Source organism: Niabella sp., from assembly GCF_030150205.1.
GTDB lineage: Bacteria > Bacteroidota > Bacteroidia > Chitinophagales > Chitinophagaceae > Niabella.
In genome coordinates this window covers 1-17,029 of sequence record NZ_JASLGT010000020.1, presented here as the reverse complement: position 1 = coordinate 17,029, position 17,029 = coordinate 1, and the positions used below count along the sequence as shown (strand labels likewise).

Here is a 17,029-nt window from a genome sequence, read left to right as displayed (position 1 = left end):
GTCTGTATGTTCGTAGTTATCTGAATATACTACCATCCCGGGTTTTGCACCAGGTTACGGTTAATATTGATACTGCCTTCGCGAACCGGCCAGAAATAATCTTTAAGGCCAAAGGTTTGGGTAAAGATCGTTCGCGGCTGGTAATAGCCTTGCGCAGTAGACTGGTCCAATGTCCATCCCATTATAGGTGTATTTAAAGCACCGCTTGCTTCTTTCCAACGTTTAAGATCCCAAAACCGGCTACCTTCAAATGCCAGTTCTACCGTGCGCTCCCGGTGAATGATATTCCTGAGCCCCTCTTTAGTCGTATATGCGGAAGGATTGATGGAATACTGGCTCCAGGCTTCTTCAACAGTAGGAATACCAGCTCTTGTACGCAACTGGTTTAAATAATTTAACGCTTCGCCAACCGGCCCCTGCGATTCGTTCAATGCCTCTGCATACATCAGGTAAAGATCAGCCAGCCGCATCTCCGGCCAGGGGTAGTTTTGAATAGACAGCGTATTATTTGAACTGCCAATAACATCCTGGTAATGCACATACTTTTTGGTCCAGTAGCCGGTTGTAGAGTAGGCCGATACCGTTACACCCGCAGCAGCCTGCCCCGCCTTTGCCTGTAAAATAAACGGGTTTTTATCATCCGTTTTTCCCTGTCCAAACCATACACCACCGTCAAAACCCATACTGGCGTAAAACCGCGGCTCCCGGTCAAAGTTCAGCTGCGCTGTAACATAGTTCAATCCTATATAGTAACGCTCAGCATCCGTTCCCGTTCTTAAAGTATAGCGGTTGGCATAGTTCCAGGTTTTGTCTTCTGTAATGGGCAGCCCGTTTTTAGAATAGAACAATTCCACCATATTTAATGTAGGAGAAATAAGACCAGCAGGAGAAGTATTAGAAATTAGTGCCGGATCCAGTCCTCGGGGAATAGAATTGGTTTGCAGCGCGCTTGTCATGCTATTGGTATTACCCCAAATGATCTCCGGGTTCCATTTTTCATTAACGGCATTGCGCAGGTTCATTTGTGTACGGGTTTGGGTAGACAATCCTGTTTGGCTGGCATCCGGTGTAAAGTAATACAGGTTGTTTCCCGCGTTGGTGCAAATGTCAAGTGCCTCCTTACAAGCCAGGGTTGCCTTTTCCCATTTTGAAGGATCGGCGGTGGAATTAAAAAGCGCTATACCCCGGTTATCTTTAAAATTCACATAATCCGGGTTGCCGTTAAACAAAGGGCTGGCGGCGGTAACCAGGATCCTTGCTTTTAACATATAGGCAGCACCTTGTGTTATTCTGCCCAGTTCGTTAACAGGGTCTGCCACTATCAGGGGCAAATCGTTCTTTGCCTCGTCCAGCAGCTGCACCATATAATTAACACAACTATCTACCGGCTCCCTGTATATTTTGGCATCGCTTGCAGGCGCATCTACCGGAAGGTTTACCTTTATTAATGGAACAGGACCGTACATCCGGAACAGGTAAAAATGATAATATGCTTTTAAAAACTTTGCCTCCGCGATCCACCGGTTGCGCTCCTGCTCGGTAATATCCGGAACACGATAAATGTTCTCAAGGAAAATATTACAGTCCCTGATCCCGCCAAACAGGTCCTTACTGGTTCCCCCGGCTCCATCCCACAGGTTTAAGATCGGGTTTACTACACTCTGGTTGCCACGGGCAATTCCGTATGCCGGCGCGGTTATGGTGAGCGGGTAGATCAATGAAATTTCGTCTGCAGCACTAAACGCCGGGTTACCCGCCATACTACCGTTTGCAGGAATGTAGGAATAACAGGTAAACAGGTATTTTTCTGCTTCATTTCTTAATGCAAACGCGTTTTCGATGGTGGCAATATTATCCGGGATAATGTCCAGGAATTTTTTACAGGAAGAAAGTCCTATAAAAACCAGGGCCACTGATATGTAAAATCTTCTTTTCATTTCTTTTGTTTGAATTCGGGGTTCTTAATCAAAGGTGATGCGCACACCAATATTAAATACTCTTTGCAAGGGATAGTTAAAGCCGTTGCCTGCCTGTTCCACGTCCCATAATTTGAATTTAGAAAAACTAAATAAGTTGGAACCGTTTATATAAAACCGGCAGGAATTGCTGTGAATCCGTCTTAAAATACCTGCTGGCAGGGTATAGCCGATCTCCGCCTGTTTGAGCCGAAGAAAAGCTCCATCCCGCATAAACCAGGTATTTCGCTGTGCATTGCTTGAAATAACGGTGGTGCTTAACCGGGGCCAAAGCGCATATACATTTTGATTGGCCTCCGACCAATGATCATCCGCATAAGTCTGAAGCATGGCGCCCTGATCTATAAAGGGCAACGTAGATCCTTTATTGGAAACCGGATTATAACGTGCCGTGTTCAGCCAGAAAGATTCCTGTGCTAACCCCTGGAAAAAGGCAGAAATATCAAAGGCTTTATACCCTAAAGAAAAACCAAAGCCATATACGATCTGCGGACTGGTAGGATAGCCTATGGGCACCTGGTCGGCTTCTGTAATGCGCCCATCCCGGTTTACATCCAGGTATTTGATATCGCCACCACCATAAGGGCCTCCAAAGTTTTGAGAAGGCGAATTGGCTGCCTCATTATCATCTACAAACAGGCGCTCTGCTATGTAACCCCATTGCTGACCAATAGGATAACCGGTATGATACCGGTAATATTCCAGGTATTCCGGTTCTTCATATGCCAGGAACCGGCTTTTCGCATAAGTAAAGTTGGCCCTTCCAGAAGCCCAGAAGTTCTTGCCGAAATGATCTGAATAATCTAAGGAAAGATCTACGCCCCTGCTTTTAGCGCGGCCTACATTTGCTCTTGTGGAGGCAGACAATCCCATGGTAGAAAACTCATTCCGGGTCATCAATATGTTCTTCCGGTCGTTGGTATAATACTCCCCGATAAAGTTTAGTTTATTCAGCAACCCAACTTCAACAGCCAGGTTCATCTGGTAGGATTTTTCCCAGGTGATATTAGCATTAGGATACCGGGTTACCAGGTAACCGGGCCTGCCATAGGTATTATCTTTTCCAAAAACGGCACCCCTGCTGGCATCATTCGGATTGGTTTCTGAAAGATAGAAAAAGCGGTCACCGGCTTCACCAATCGCATCATTACCCACCATACCATAGGTGCCTCTTAATTTGAGATTACTGATCACTTTATGAAACCGCTCCATAAACCGCTCGTTAGAAACCTGCCAGGCCGCTCCCACTGAAGGGAAGAAACCAAAGCGTTTTGCTGCATAGAACCGTTCTGTTCCATTATAACCAAAATCAAACTCCAGAAGGTATTTGCTATCATAACCATACGTGGTTCTTCCGGAGAGGCTCAGGTTCCTGTACGGCAGCGACTGCTGCAGGGAAGCCAGTACATCGTTATTCTGATCTACCTTATGCCGCAGGGTGTAAATAAGCATCTGGCCAACACTGTGCTTGGCTCCGAAAGTGCGGCTATAGTTTAATGCAGACTCCATATAAAAGGACGCCGACAGTTTGCGCTCTCCCGGAATGTAGTTTAAATACTCTGTACTTAGCTCGGGGTTCAGGCCCATGAGCGAATAGGTATTTGATGCCTTGTCATAGTTAGAAACCTGGTACCAAAACGGGAAGAACTGCCGTGTGGTACTGAAGTTAGAGGTACGGTTCACGTTGGCCATGATCCGGAAATTGAGCCCCTGGGTTAAAACATTCAGGTTCTGTTTCACCTCCATCTGTGCTGACATAAAAGATCTCGATTCTTCCTTATATCCTCTAACCATATCCGCATAAGGATTTGCAAGCAGCGGGGACGTTTCAGACTCCCTGTAGTTCCCAAACAACGTATGCTTCAGGTAAGATAGTTCCGGCGGCGTGGGATAATAGGCGGGGAAGCGCACGGGGTTGGAGTGCATTACCCGTTCATACATGGCAGATCCTCCTGCAAGAGGACCATTATAATCATCAAAGTTTCCGGCCAGGTTCACTTTGATCTGGGTCGTTTTTGTAAGATCAATATCTACATTAGAACGCAGGGTATAGCTTTTGAGATTAATGTTGTTATTAAAATTATTTAATTTATCCACCTTCAATACTCCATTATCCTGGGTAAAAGAAGTAGAAACAAAGTACCGGGCCACGGTTCCTCCCCCGCTTACATTGAGGTTGGCCCGCTGGTTAATCGTTTGCTTTTTGAACAAGGCATTCAGCCAGTCGTTGGCCGGGTAAACATAAGGATTAATTCCGGCGGCTGTATTCGCAATTTTCTCATCGGAGTAAATGGTATTATCACCGATGGGATTACGGGTATAAACAGCTTCATTGTACAGTTTCATATAATCCACCGGGTTCACCAGTTTCAGGTTTTGTGTAGGCTGAGAAACGGAGGTTTCATAGTTTGCGGCAATTTTTGCAGCACCGGTTTTACCACGTTTGGTGTTTACAAGGATCACCCCGTTGGCTCCTCTGGCACCGTATAACGAAGTAGAAGCCGCATCCTTCATGATCGAAAAACTTTCAATATCATCAGGACGCAGACGCGCCAGGTCGGTTGTGGTCAGCTCCACTCCGTCAATTAAGATCAGCGGATCCTTTTTATATCCGAATGTGGTTACTCCACGTATAAAAAAGTCGGCGTTATCCTGGCCCGGCTCACCTGTACGCTGGTAAGCAATAAGGCCAGCTACCCTTCCAGCCAGGGCCGTGGTAAGGTTACTAGTGGGCACTTTCTGAAGATCTTCTACAGATACGGAGGTTACAGACCCCACTAATTCTTTCTTCTTTTGGGTACCATATGCCACGATCACCACTTCATCCTGGCTGGCGCCTTTTGAATACAGCGTTACATTGATCACTTTGGAGGTGTCTGCAACCCGCCGTTCTTCTTCCCCGAAACCAACAAACGAATAGACCAGGGTAGTTCCTGCCGGTACTTCAAAAATATACTGGCCATCCACATTTGTTATTGTTCCGGATGAGGCATTGGTTTTAATGCCTACAGACACCCCGTTTAACGGAGCTCCGGCAGAATCGGTAACCAAACCGGTGATCTGGATCTTTTTCCGTCCCGGCTCCACCTGTGCATTCCCCGTAAAAGAAAATAATAGACCTATGGCAAAAAACAAGAACGCTGCAATTTTTCGGTTTTGGTGATGAAGCATATGAAATCTTTGATATTTTGAGCAGCCATTAAAAAATAAGTTCTACATGTGGCAGCATGTTATTTTCTGCCAGTATAAATCCACTGCCCCGCTATGGCGCAAGCCCGGCAACTGGTTATCTACAATTGGAATAATACAAGCCTATCGTTGATGTTCTATAAAAACAAAGCAATTTTCCCAAATAAATTTTGTTATTTTTATGCTAAATAACAACCTAAGGTAAGGCTCGAAGCATTAATCCATTTCCAATGTCCTGAAAATTTTTACGAAAACGTTTTAAGCAACCGTTTGCACAAACCAAAGGGACATTTTTCCTACACATATATAGTTGTTTGTTTCATATTAAATGTACAAACGCGCGCTAGTCTAGGGATTGTTTGATTTATGGCCTGTTCCAACGTATCGCATCCAGCATAATCAAATCATTATCAAACAATTAATAATAACTTAAAAGCGCCCGCATTCTTTTATCAATTATTCGCGTAAGTTTGACTTATGCTTCTGATCGATTCCTGGTATACTGCGTTTAAGGCCAAGCTACAAGCAATCGCCTGCCATTTTGGGTATAGTATTCAGGAAGCCGAAGACATTGTACACCAGTTTTTCCTGGACCTCCTGCAAAAAAACATACCCGATGCCATTCAAAACCCCGAAGCCTGGCTGGTAACTGCTTTTAAACGGCGGCTTATCGATCTGCACCGGAGCCAGCAGCGAAAGGGAAATTATATGGAGATCGAATCCTTTAACTTACCCTCCACCCAGGAGATTATTGAAAAACTGGAAACAGACGCCGCCCTCATCAACCATATCGCGTCTGCCTATAAAAAATTACCGGCCCGGTTCCGGCGGGTGATCTATATGAAATATTACCAGGGTCATTCTACCGAAAAAATTGTTGCATTAACCGGCCTTACACACCAAACGGTTTACAACAACCTTTCAAAAGGGATCCAGCATTTAAGACAGCATCTTAAAAAAGATGCCGTGCTGGAACGACTGGTAAATTTTATGCTTTGCCTGCTTCCATAAAAAAGTTAAAAAAAGCGGTTAGATTTTGTAAAGGCTGTCGTCTGTAATAGAAACCGGCCTTACAAATATGACATATACTGTAGAAGAACTTGTCATCGATGATTCCTTTATCGCTTATTGTACACGGAGTAATTCCCAGGACATTGCGCGATGGGATAATTATCTGTTGAAGCACCCGGAAGCACTGATAACCATTGAAGAGGCCCGAAAACTGGTACTGGGATTACGATACATGCTGCAAAAAAAGCAAAATGAATTGTCTGCTACCGACGAATCGCCTGAACATGCGTTATATGTTGCTTCCGGCAAAAGCATGCATGCGCTCAATGAACAACCGCCTCCGCCGGTACGCATCGGGTGGAAAAAATGGACAGCCATTGCGGCCTGCCTCCTGCTCCTCGTTATGGCAGGTATTTATTTGCAAAACCGGCCCAAAACACTGGTAACCTCATCTTCGTTAGCCGCTAAAACCAATACCGGCTCCGGCGAAACGGCCCAGTCGCAACCCGGTGAGCGCAAAACGATTTTTTTGCCAGACAGTACAAAGGTCTTTCTGAATGCCGGCTCCCGCCTGCAGGTATCGTCCGCTTTTGGAAAACAGAACCGGAATGTATACCTGACCGGGGAAGCCCTGTTTGAGGTGGCCCATAATAAGACGCTTCCGTTTATTGTGCACGTGGCAACTTATAAGATTAAGGCGGTTGGTACGCGGTTCAATGTAAAGGCGTATAACAATGACCTGTATAGTGAAACTTCGCTACTGGAAGGAAAAGTACAGATCCTCCTTCCACAGGGAAATAACGATATTGTTTATAAAACCTTAGAGGTAAACCAGAAATTTGTAATGAACGTTCCGGACAGCCTTACAGCGAAGATTGCAGCAAAACCCGAAGTGCTGCCCCTTTCTTATCATGACTCCAACCAAAACATCGAAACAGCCTGGGTCAGCAATCTCCTGATTTTTGAAAACCAGCCGCTGTCGGAAATCAAGAATATCCTGGAACGGGAATATAATGTAACGATCACCATTACGAACGGCGATGTAGCGCATTATCACTATACCGCTACGTTTCAGCACGAAGCCATTGAAGAAGTGTTGAAAGCTTTACAGCTTTCTTATTCTTTTTCTTATAAAAAGGAAGGAAATCAAATTACCATATATAAATAAGAGCAATGCAACATTAAAAATCAGCCAGCAAAAAAGGGAGAAACGGATTGCGGCCATTTCCCCCCAGGAAAATGGAAGGAACAAGACCTTCCACTCGTTTAATAAAAAACTAAAATAAAAGTATGAAAAAATGTGCTTACGCGAATGAGTGGCCCCGGCGGTTGCTCAAAAAACTGTTGTTTATGAAATTATGTCTTGCCCTGATGCTGGCGACGGCATCACAGGTTGCGGCTTATACAGGCTACGGCCAGGAATCTGTTTCACTGCAGCTGGAAAATGCCCGGCTGTCTACTATTTTAAAAACCATCCAGAAAAAAACCGACTACCGGTTCGTGTTCAGCAATAAACTGGTAGATGAAACCGGCATGGTAAATATTAAAGTACAAAACACCCCTGTTTTATCATTATTGCCAACGATCCTCAATGGAACCGGGCTGGAATACCAGCAAATGAGCAACAATTTGATCGTGATCCGCGAAAAAGCGGTCATTAAAAAAAACATCCTGGTAAAAGGCGTCGTAACCAATCAAAAGGGCGAAGCTGTTGCAGGTGCTACGGTTTCCTCCAATAAGGGAAAGGCTACTATTACCAACGACAAGGGAGAATACAGCATTGAAGTAGACGAATATGATGAGCTTACATTTAGCTATGTGGGTTATACCTCCCAGGTGGTTCGGGTCAACAGCCAGCAGACCATCAACATCGTTTTTGAAGAAGCCAACCGTGCGTTGGAAGAAGTTGTAGTAACGGCGCTGGGTATCACACGCGAAACAAAGGCCCTGGGTTATGCAGTACAAAAAGTAGGTGGTAACCAGATCCAAACCGTAAAAGGAGTAGATGCCGCTACCTCGCTTACCGGAAAAATATCGGGTTTGGTTATAAAAAATTCTACCGAATTTAACACAAGCCCAACCATTGAGTTACGCGGGGAGAAACCGATGCTGGTTATTGATGGTGTACCTTATGAAAATATGACCCTGCGTGATATTCCGTCGGATAATATTGAAGACATCAGCGTATTGAAAGGCCCAACCGCTGCAGCCTTATACGGCTATAAAGGAGCGAATGGTGCCATTATGATTACGACCAAAAAAGGAAAAGGCGGCGGCCTGTCTATCGACATCAACAGCAACACCATGGTGGCATCGGGCTTCCTGGCCATACCCAAAATACAAACCTCCTACGGTCACGGCCTCGATGGAAAGATCGCTACCGACTATGTATGGGGTCCAAAATTAGATATCGGAGACAGCGCTGTGCAATGGGACCCCATTAGTAAGCAGAACAAAAAAATGCCCCTGGTATCCAGCGGCAAAAATAACCTCAGGAACTTTCTGCAAACCGGCCTTATTACCAATAACAATATCACTGTTACTCAAAATGGAGAAAACGGCTTCTTCAGAGCCGGTATCAACCATATCTATAACAAAGGGCAGTTTCCCAACGAAAAGTTGAACATCATTAATTATACGATGAGCGGCGCTTTAAAAATAGGAAAGAAGCTAAGTGTAGAAAGCAGTATGGGCTATACCTGGGAGCAATCTCCCCAGATCTGGGGACAAGGTTACGGAGCCCAGGGCTATATTTACCAGCTGCAGATGTGGACAGGGCCCGATTATGATATCCGCCAGTACAGGGACTATTGGGTAACTCCCAATACAAAACAAAACTGGTTATACTCCGAATGGTATGATAATCCTTACATGATCGCCTATGAAAAATTAGATGGTATTCAAAAAAACAAGCTTAACGCTAGTCTTACTGCCAATTATAAATTTACCAGGGATCTGAACCTGATGTTCCGCACCGGGTATGATTTTTATAAAAATGAAGAAACAGTACAAAGCCCTGCCGGTATTAATTCCACACGGGGGGGATCAAGTCCAACTATTGGATCGACAGACATTAAATCTACCTTCTCCTGGAACTACGGGGGGAAAGGTATGTTTGGTATGAACCAGATGTGGGGCTTCAGTACCAACAATGACCTGATATTAACCTACAATAAAAAGATCGGAAATTTTGATATGAACCTGCTGGGTGGCGGAAGCATCACCTATTTTGTTAACAGGGAGCAGGGCGCCCAAACAGTAAATGGCCTTGCTATTCCGGGCTGGTACTCTTTGGCCAATGCGGTGGCATCTACCACGGTGGGTGTCGACAAAATTAAATCCAATTTCGGCACCTGGAGAAAACAGGTAAACAGCCTTTATGGTAAAGCCTCCCTTGGCTGGAACCGCATTATTTACCTGGATATAACCGGACGTAACGACTGGAGCTCTACGCAATCCGTTTCTCAGCGTTCCTACTTCTACCCGTCCTTTGCGGGAAGCGTTATCCTTTCCCAGTTTATCAATATGCCCCGGGTCGTAGACCTGTGGAAAGTACGCGGATCCTGGACACAAAGTAAAACACCTGCAGGCGTATATGACAACAACCGTACGTACACGCCCACTACTTCGTGGGGTTTGCCCAGCACCGGTTATCCGATTAACCTGCAGGCTTCAGACTTACTACCCTCTACCTCAAGAACCTGGGAAGCAGGTACAGAAGCGTATTTTCTTAAAGGACGTTTACATGTAGATTTAGCCTATTTCAACAAGTACTATTACCAGCAGCAGATCAGTCCCAAGATCTCCCAGGGGTCCGGCTTTAACGAAGCGTTGATCAACACCCAGGAAACTTATGTGAGAAAAGGGATTGAAGTAACGGTAGACGGATCTGTGATCAAACGGAAGCATTTTGAATGGCACTCCTTGATCAACTATTCTTTCAATCATAGGTACTACGTTCATTTAGATTCTGTGTACACACCCGATAAACTTTGGATAAAACCCGGCGCAAGAAAAGACGTATATGAATCCAAGCCCTTGTTACGGGACCCACAGGGTAACCTCATTCTTGTAGGCGGACTGGTAGCATCTGGCCCCTACCTGGCCAATATGGGTTATACAGATCCCAGGTTTTCATTTGGCTTTGTGAACAACTTTACCATTAACAACTTCATTGTGGGCATCAGCATCGACGGGCGCATCGGCGGCATCATGTATGATTATATCTGGAACAAGATGTTTGACAGCGGCACCAACCCCGAAACGGATACCAAGTGGCGCTACGACCAGGTGGTTAAAGGACTTACCAATTATGTGGGTGAAGGTGTAAAAATTGTTTCCGGTGATGTTACTTACGATAAATACGGACGCATTCTTACCGATACCCGCAAATTTGATCGCAATGACGTAGCTGTAGGATACCAGGCCTTTATGCAGGAACTGAATAACACCGACAGCTATGAACATGGATTAAAAAGCCAGTCTTTTGTTAAGCTGAGGGAAATTTCAGTAGGCTACAAGATCCCTTCCAGATTATACAGCAAGGCCGGCATTAAAAACGCTTCAGTATCCTTAACGGCACAAAATGTGGCCCTGTGGACAAAATTCACGTTCTCTGATCCCGATCTTGGAAATGAAAACTTAAATGCGCCTTCGCAGCGAATGCTGGGTTTAAACATTAAGCTGGGATTATAAAGTGAACGAGATTGTATGACTTTTAAAAATACACAAATGAAAATTATGCTGAAATATATAAGGGCTATGCTGATTATGGCCATACTATGGTCATCGTGCACCCAAAAATTTGATACCATCAATACCAACCCCGATAAATCCACCACATCTACCGATGCCTGGCTGGCTACCAATATGCTTACATCCATCACATCCGATGATATTGCAAGTACAAAAAGTTTCTGCTCGCCTTTTATGCTGTCGAAATATGTATTGTGGACGGAAAGGCAGGAAGACCTGCAGTACAATAAAATAGCCCGGACCAACTTTGGACGTTTGAGCGTATTGCGCAATGTAGCGCCCATGCTCAATTATGCAGCCAGTGAACCAGCAGGTTTAAAAAACTCTTATACGGCACTGGCATATTTTATAAGGGCCTGGCAGTTTTACCAGCTCACCATGCAGGTTGGCGATATCCCCTACTCCGATGCGCTTAAGGGCGAAAGCAACGGCATTATCAAACCGAAATATGATAGCCAGAAATCGGTATTTGTTGGCATATTAAATGAACTGGACAGTGCCAATACATTATTTGCTGCAGGCACTGATTTTTCAGGCGATTTCATATATAAGGGAAGTGCAGATAAATGGCGCCGGCTCACCAACAGTTTTGAATTGCATGTACTGATGCAGCTGTATAAAAAAACGGGCGATGCAGACCTGAATGTGGTGAACCGGTTCAAGGATATCGTAGCAAACCGGCCACTTATGCGCGATTATAATGATAACTTTGCAGTGACCTATGTTAATTCCGCTGGGTTTGCGTATCCCTGGAGCAGCACGCCTATACAGCTTAATTCCTTTTCCAGTCAGTCAATGGTGGGTGCCACTTTGATTACCCCACTAAAGACCTTAAAAGACAGGCGGCTGTTTTACTATGCAGAGCCCGCGCCCGCACAGATCACCGCAGGTAAATTGCCTTCCGACTGGGATGCCTATGCGAGTGTAGAGGCTTCCGACCTGTTTTCCGTAACCACTTCAGCAAGAAGTTCTGGTAATTTCTGTGATTTCAACAAAAGGTATAAAGAGTTGTTCAACGCAGAACCCGTTGGACTGTTAAACTACTGGGATATCCAGTTTATCCTGGCTGAGGCCACGGTAAGAGGCTGGATCACCGGAACCAGTGCGCAATCCTACTACGCGGCAGGCATACAAAGTTCCATGAACTTTTTGGCAAATTATACGCCCGCAGCATATAATCATGGCATGGCAATGGATGCGCCTTACATTGCCGCTTACCCTACAACGGCTGCAGTAGCGCTTACCGGCAGCTCGGAAAACCAGATTAAACAGATCATTACACAAAAATACCTGGCCGGATTCTTACAGGGTGTTGATTATAATGCCTGGTATGAGAACAGGCGTACCGGCTACCCCGCGTTTGTATTAAATCCAGCAACCAACCGTAACCTTCCCGCCAACCAGTTCCCGGTTCGTTGGCTTTACCCGCAGTTGGAACTGGATAACAATGGAGCTAATGTGGCTGCGGCCGTTCAATCACAGTACGGAGGTTCGGACGATGCCAACCAGGTAATGTGGCTGCTGAAATAACCATCTTTTTTCATCAATAAAAACTATTTTGCAGGTATGGGTTGTGTACGGCTCATACCTGTTTTTTTAGTTCAAAGTTTACACTCCATATTGCTTGAATATGAAACTTTGAACGGTGAACGTTAAACTGTTATAACCATGCCAATTGATTTTTCAAGAAGAAATTTCTTAAAAAAGACCAGTTTACTGGCTGGCGGCGCCGGGGTGTTCTCTGTGCTGCCTGCATCCATTCAAAAAGCGATGGCCATTAACCCGGCTAAAGGCTCCACGTTTGAAGATGCCGAACACATTGTATTGCTGATGCAGGAAAACCGCTCTTTCGACCATTGCTTTGGTGCTTTAAAAGGCGTGCGGGGTTTTAACGATCCACGTGTGTTAAAACTCGCCGACGGTAATCCCGTTTGGCTGCAAACAGACAAAGAAAAGAAGTCCTATCTTCCCTTTCGGCTGGATATGCAGCAAACCAGGATCACCTGGATGGGCGGACTTCCGCATAGCTGGGGCGACCAGGTGGATGCCCGCAATAACGGACAATATGATCAATGGCTGACGGCGAAAAGAACCGGCTATAAAGGGTTTGAAGGACAACCGATGACCCTGGGCTATTATACACGGAAAGACATTCCGTTTAACTATGCCCTGGCAGACGCCTTTACGGTATGTGACCAGCATTTTTGTTCCTCGCTTACGGGTACCACACCCAACCGTTTATACTTCTGGTCCGGCACCCTCCGAAAAGATGGGTTGGCATCCAGCCCTGCCCTGGTCCGGAACAGCGAATCGGACTACAGTGCAGAAAGCGATTGGAAGACGCTTCCGGAACTGCTGCAGGAGCACGATATTTCCTGGAAAGTGTATCAAAATGAGCTCAGCCTGCCTTCCGGACTTGATGGCGAAGCAGAAGCCTGGCTGAGTAATTTTACTGATAACCCGCTGGAATGGTTCACCCGGTTCCGGGTACGCCGCTCCCGCAAATATGAGCAATACCTGGTACAACAGATCACTACCCTGGAAAAGGAGTTGCCCGGACTGGAGCAAAAAGCCATTGAGCAGCCAGACGATCAAAAAATCAAACGGGCACTGAACAGCTTACACGGACGCAAAAAGCGCTATGATGCCGAATTGGAGCGTTGCCGCAAAGAGCTTGCCGAACCATTAAGCAGCGATCAGCAGGCCTTGCACGACAAAGCCTTTGCAACCAATGCATTTGATCCGGACTATCATCAAACCGAAACCATCGAATACGACGATCATGGCACCAAACGGAAGATGCAGGTGCCAAAGTCAGATGTACTGGCCAATTTCCGGAAAGATGTAAAAAACGGAAAGCTCCCCGCGGTTTCCTGGCTGGTAGCTCCGCAGTATTTTTCAGACCATCCTTCTGCCCCCTGGTTTGGCGCCTGGTATGTTTCGGAAGTACTGGACATTCTTACGCACAATGAAGAAATCTGGAAAAAGACTGTTTTCATCCTTACCTACGATGAAAACGATGGTTACTTTGACCATGTGCCACCCTTTACCGCTCCGGATTTCCGGAACCCCGCTACCGGGGCTGTATCCGCCAGTATCACCAATATTGATAAAGAATTTGTAACGCTGGATGATGAGATCCGCCAGAAAGGGGTCAGCAAGGCCAATGCCCGGGAAGGTTCCATTGGTCTGGGTTACCGGGTACCCTTTGTGGTGGCCAGTCCCTGGTCGCGGGGCGGTTATGTAAACTCCCAGGTATTTGACCATACTTCGGTGGTACAGTTCATCGAGCAATTTGCATCGCGCAAAACCGGAAAAAAGCTGCAGCTTCCCCATCTTTCCGAATGGCGGAGGGCTGTATGCGGTAATCTTTCGTCCGTATTCCGTCCTTATAACGGCGAACCGGTAAAACAACCGGAGTTCCTGGAGCGGAATGCTTATCTGCAACGGATTGATGAGGCCCGTTACCGTCCCATTCCGCAAGGCGTATCGCCCTTATCGGCAGATGAGATCCAGGCCATACGCAGCAACTTTGGCAAAACCCGCCATTATTTTATGCAGGAAAAGGGATTAAAGCCTTCCAGCGCTCTTCCTTATGAATTGTATGCCGATGCGCATTTAGACGCAGATCGCCGGCACCTGCAGCTGGTGATGAAGGCTGCCATCTCCGTTTTCAAGGAACGGGCCATGGGAAGTCCGTTCTCCTTATACGCCTACCTTCCTTACGCAGATACCAACGGGCAAAAGGTCATCAACCGCAACTGGTCCTTCGCTGTAGCCGCCGGAGAGGAATTGCAATACCAGGTGCCGCTGAACGGTTTTGCCGGAAAGGATTATCACCTGGCACTATTTGGTCCTAACGGCTTTTACCGTGAAATAAAAGGTCACAGAGATGAAGCCCGGCTTTCCGTTGAATGCGGGTACATAGTGGGACCTGGAAAACGATACGGACAGGTACAACTGGTTATCCGTAATCATTCCGACCGGCAGCAGGAGATCCTCATCCGTGATAACAGTTATGGACAACGGGAACTTTTGCATAAGCTGCCTCCTATGGGAACCCAGCGCCTGGTACTGGTACTGGAAAAAAGCTTTGGCTGGTACGACTTCTCCGTTTTTAATAAGGCTGATAAAAATTTTGAACGGAAATTTGCCGGACGTGTGGAAAGCGGCAAGGAATCATTTAGCGACCCGTTGCTTTTATGATGCAGGGGTGCCACAGAGGCACTGAAACACTGATTTGTTTGGTCTTTTGAGCCGCTAAAATATCAGCGCTTCTGTGATTCAGTGGCATTCACCCTTTTTTTGTACCTTACCTGCTATGTTCAACAAAATAGCACTGCTGACGATTTGCATATTGGGCACACTGCCGGCATTGGCCCAGTCCTCCTGCGATATACTGATCCGGAACGGAAAGATCATGAATGGTACCGGCAACAGCTGGTTTTACGGAGATATTGCCATATCCGGAGGCAAGATCCGGGCCATCGGTAAAAATCTTAACTACCAGGCAGCAACTACCATCGGCGCAGATGGGCTTATTGTTGCCCCGGGATTCATCGACGTACATACGCATATTGAAGGCGATGAGGATAAAGACCCATTGGCACAGAGCTTTATCTATGACGGGGTTACTACCGTAGTAGCCGGCAACTGTGGTGCTTCCAACCTGAATATCGGCCGGTATTTCCGTTGGCTCGATTCACTCAAACTATCCATCAACGTAGCTTCCCTCATTGGTCACAATGATGTACGGAAAGCCGTTCTGGGCCGTGCCAACCGCGCGCCATCTGCGGAAGAGCTCAAAAAAATGGAGCGGCTAACCATGCAGGCGATGAAGGACGGAGCCGTGGGACTTTCTACCGGCCTTATTTATATACCCGGCACCTATGCCCATTCGGATGAGATCATTGCGCTGGCAAAAGTCGCCGCCCAATATCACGGCGTTTATGCCTCCCATATGCGGAGCGAGGGCAACCAGGTAGCCGATGCCATCCGGGAAGCCTTGCAGATCGGGCGCGAAGCAGCGATCCCTGTAGAGATCTCGCACTTTAAACTAAGCGGTCAGCAAAACTGGGGACGTAGTAAGGAAACCGTAGCCATGGTAGAAAATGCAAGAAAGGAAGGCATTGATGTAACCATTGATCAATATCCCTATACGGCCAGCAGCACATCCATCAGCACCTTATTACCCAGCGAGGTGCTGGCAGACGGGCAGGATAGTGTACGGGCACGCCTGCAGCGTCCCGAAGTACGGAAATACGTTATAGACGATATGCTGAAGAGCCTGAAACAACGGAAATTAAAACATTTCAGTTACGCTGTAGTCGCGTATTATAAACCGGACACCAGTTATAACGGCAAAAGCATTGAGCAGATCAACCGGATGAAAGGCCGCAAACACAAGGCCCGGGAGGAAGCATTAACCGTTATCGATATCATGATGAACGGTGGTGCCAGTGCCGTTTTCCATGGTATGAGCGAAGAAGATGTAAAATACATCATGAAATATCCGTATAATATGTTTGCCAGTGATGCTTCTATCCGCATCCTGAATGAAGGCATGCCACACCCCCGCGGCTATGGTACCAATGCCCGGGTACTGGCTAAATATGTGCGGGACGAAAACGTGCTTTCACTGGAAGAAGCCATCCGCCGGATGACCTCGCTGCCGGCGCAAAAATTCAACCTTACCGATCGCGGCCTGCTTAAAGAAGGCATGGCAGCCGACATCGTTATCTTCGACCCCGAAAAAGTGCAGGACCGTGCCACTTTTGAAAAACCGCATGCTTATTCCACAGGATTTGAATATGTGCTGGTAAATGGGAAAGTAACGGTAGATGGCGGGAAGCATACAGGTGAGCGGGCCGGCAGGCCGCTGAGAAATAATGCTATAGAATAAAGCCAGCCCTGTAATTCACTGAAAAGAACTGGGCTCTCTATATTTTCCCGGAAGAGTAATACCGATTAGACATTAATTTAATATCTTTTTGTATATTTGAGTTATGGGTAAATTAAAAGAGCTATTCATTAAAGAGAGCCTTCCAGAACTCCGTCATTTACAGAAGCAAAATCCTTCTCAGTTTAAGCGTGTTCAA

Annotated in this window: 8 protein-coding genes; 6 read left to right on the top strand and 2 right to left on the bottom strand. The window is 46.3% G+C overall.

What is annotated here, in order from left to right; all coding sequences use genetic code 11:
* Nucleotides 1-29: 29 nt before the first annotated feature.
* Together Q1V85_RS15825 and Q1V85_RS15820 are read right to left on the bottom strand one after the other, a co-directional pair.
* Nucleotides 30-1,937 carry a RagB/SusD family nutrient uptake outer membrane protein gene (locus Q1V85_RS15825; protein ID WP_300601452.1) on the bottom strand — a complete coding sequence of 636 codons (1,908 nt, stop codon included), beginning with the start codon at nt 1,935-1,937 and terminating at the stop codon, nt 30-32.
* 24 nt (nt 1,938-1,961) lie between these two features.
* Complete coding sequence (locus Q1V85_RS15820; protein ID WP_300601451.1) at nt 1,962-5,111, bottom strand: TonB-dependent receptor; 3,150 nt, start codon at nt 5,109-5,111, stop codon at nt 1,962-1,964.
* Between the two features lie 531 nt (nt 5,112-5,642).
* Here Q1V85_RS15820 and Q1V85_RS15815 point away from each other — a divergent pair.
* The 6 genes from Q1V85_RS15815 (at nt 5,643) to Q1V85_RS15790 (ending at nt 16,833) form a co-directional block, all read left to right on the top strand.
* Complete coding sequence (locus Q1V85_RS15815) at nt 5,643-6,176, top strand: sigma-70 family RNA polymerase sigma factor (RefSeq protein WP_300601450.1); 534 nt, start codon at nt 5,643-5,645, stop codon at nt 6,174-6,176.
* A 67-nt stretch (nt 6,177-6,243) separates the two neighbouring features.
* Complete coding sequence (locus tag Q1V85_RS15810) at nt 6,244-7,344, top strand: FecR domain-containing protein (protein ID WP_300601449.1); 1,101 nt, start codon at nt 6,244-6,246, stop codon at nt 7,342-7,344.
* 182 nt (nt 7,345-7,526) lie between these two features.
* The gene (locus Q1V85_RS15805; protein ID WP_300601448.1) at nt 7,527-10,871 is read left to right on the top strand and encodes a SusC/RagA family TonB-linked outer membrane protein; all 3,345 of its coding nucleotides are present in this window, start codon (nt 7,527-7,529) and stop codon (nt 10,869-10,871) included.
* 36 nt (nt 10,872-10,907) lie between these two features.
* Nucleotides 10,908-12,461, top strand: coding sequence for a SusD/RagB family nutrient-binding outer membrane lipoprotein (locus tag Q1V85_RS15800; RefSeq protein WP_300601447.1), 1,554 nt, complete (start codon nt 10,908-10,910; stop codon nt 12,459-12,461).
* 138 nt (nt 12,462-12,599) lie between these two features.
* Nucleotides 12,600-15,137 (top strand): phosphocholine-specific phospholipase C, encoded by a 2,538-nt coding sequence (locus tag Q1V85_RS15795; RefSeq protein ID WP_300601446.1) that lies wholly within the window; start codon nt 12,600-12,602, stop codon nt 15,135-15,137.
* A gap of 115 nt (nt 15,138-15,252) precedes the next feature.
* Complete coding sequence (locus Q1V85_RS15790; RefSeq protein ID WP_300601444.1) at nt 15,253-16,833, top strand: D-aminoacylase; 1,581 nt, start codon at nt 15,253-15,255, stop codon at nt 16,831-16,833.
* The last annotated feature ends 196 nt before the right edge of the window (nt 16,834-17,029 follow it).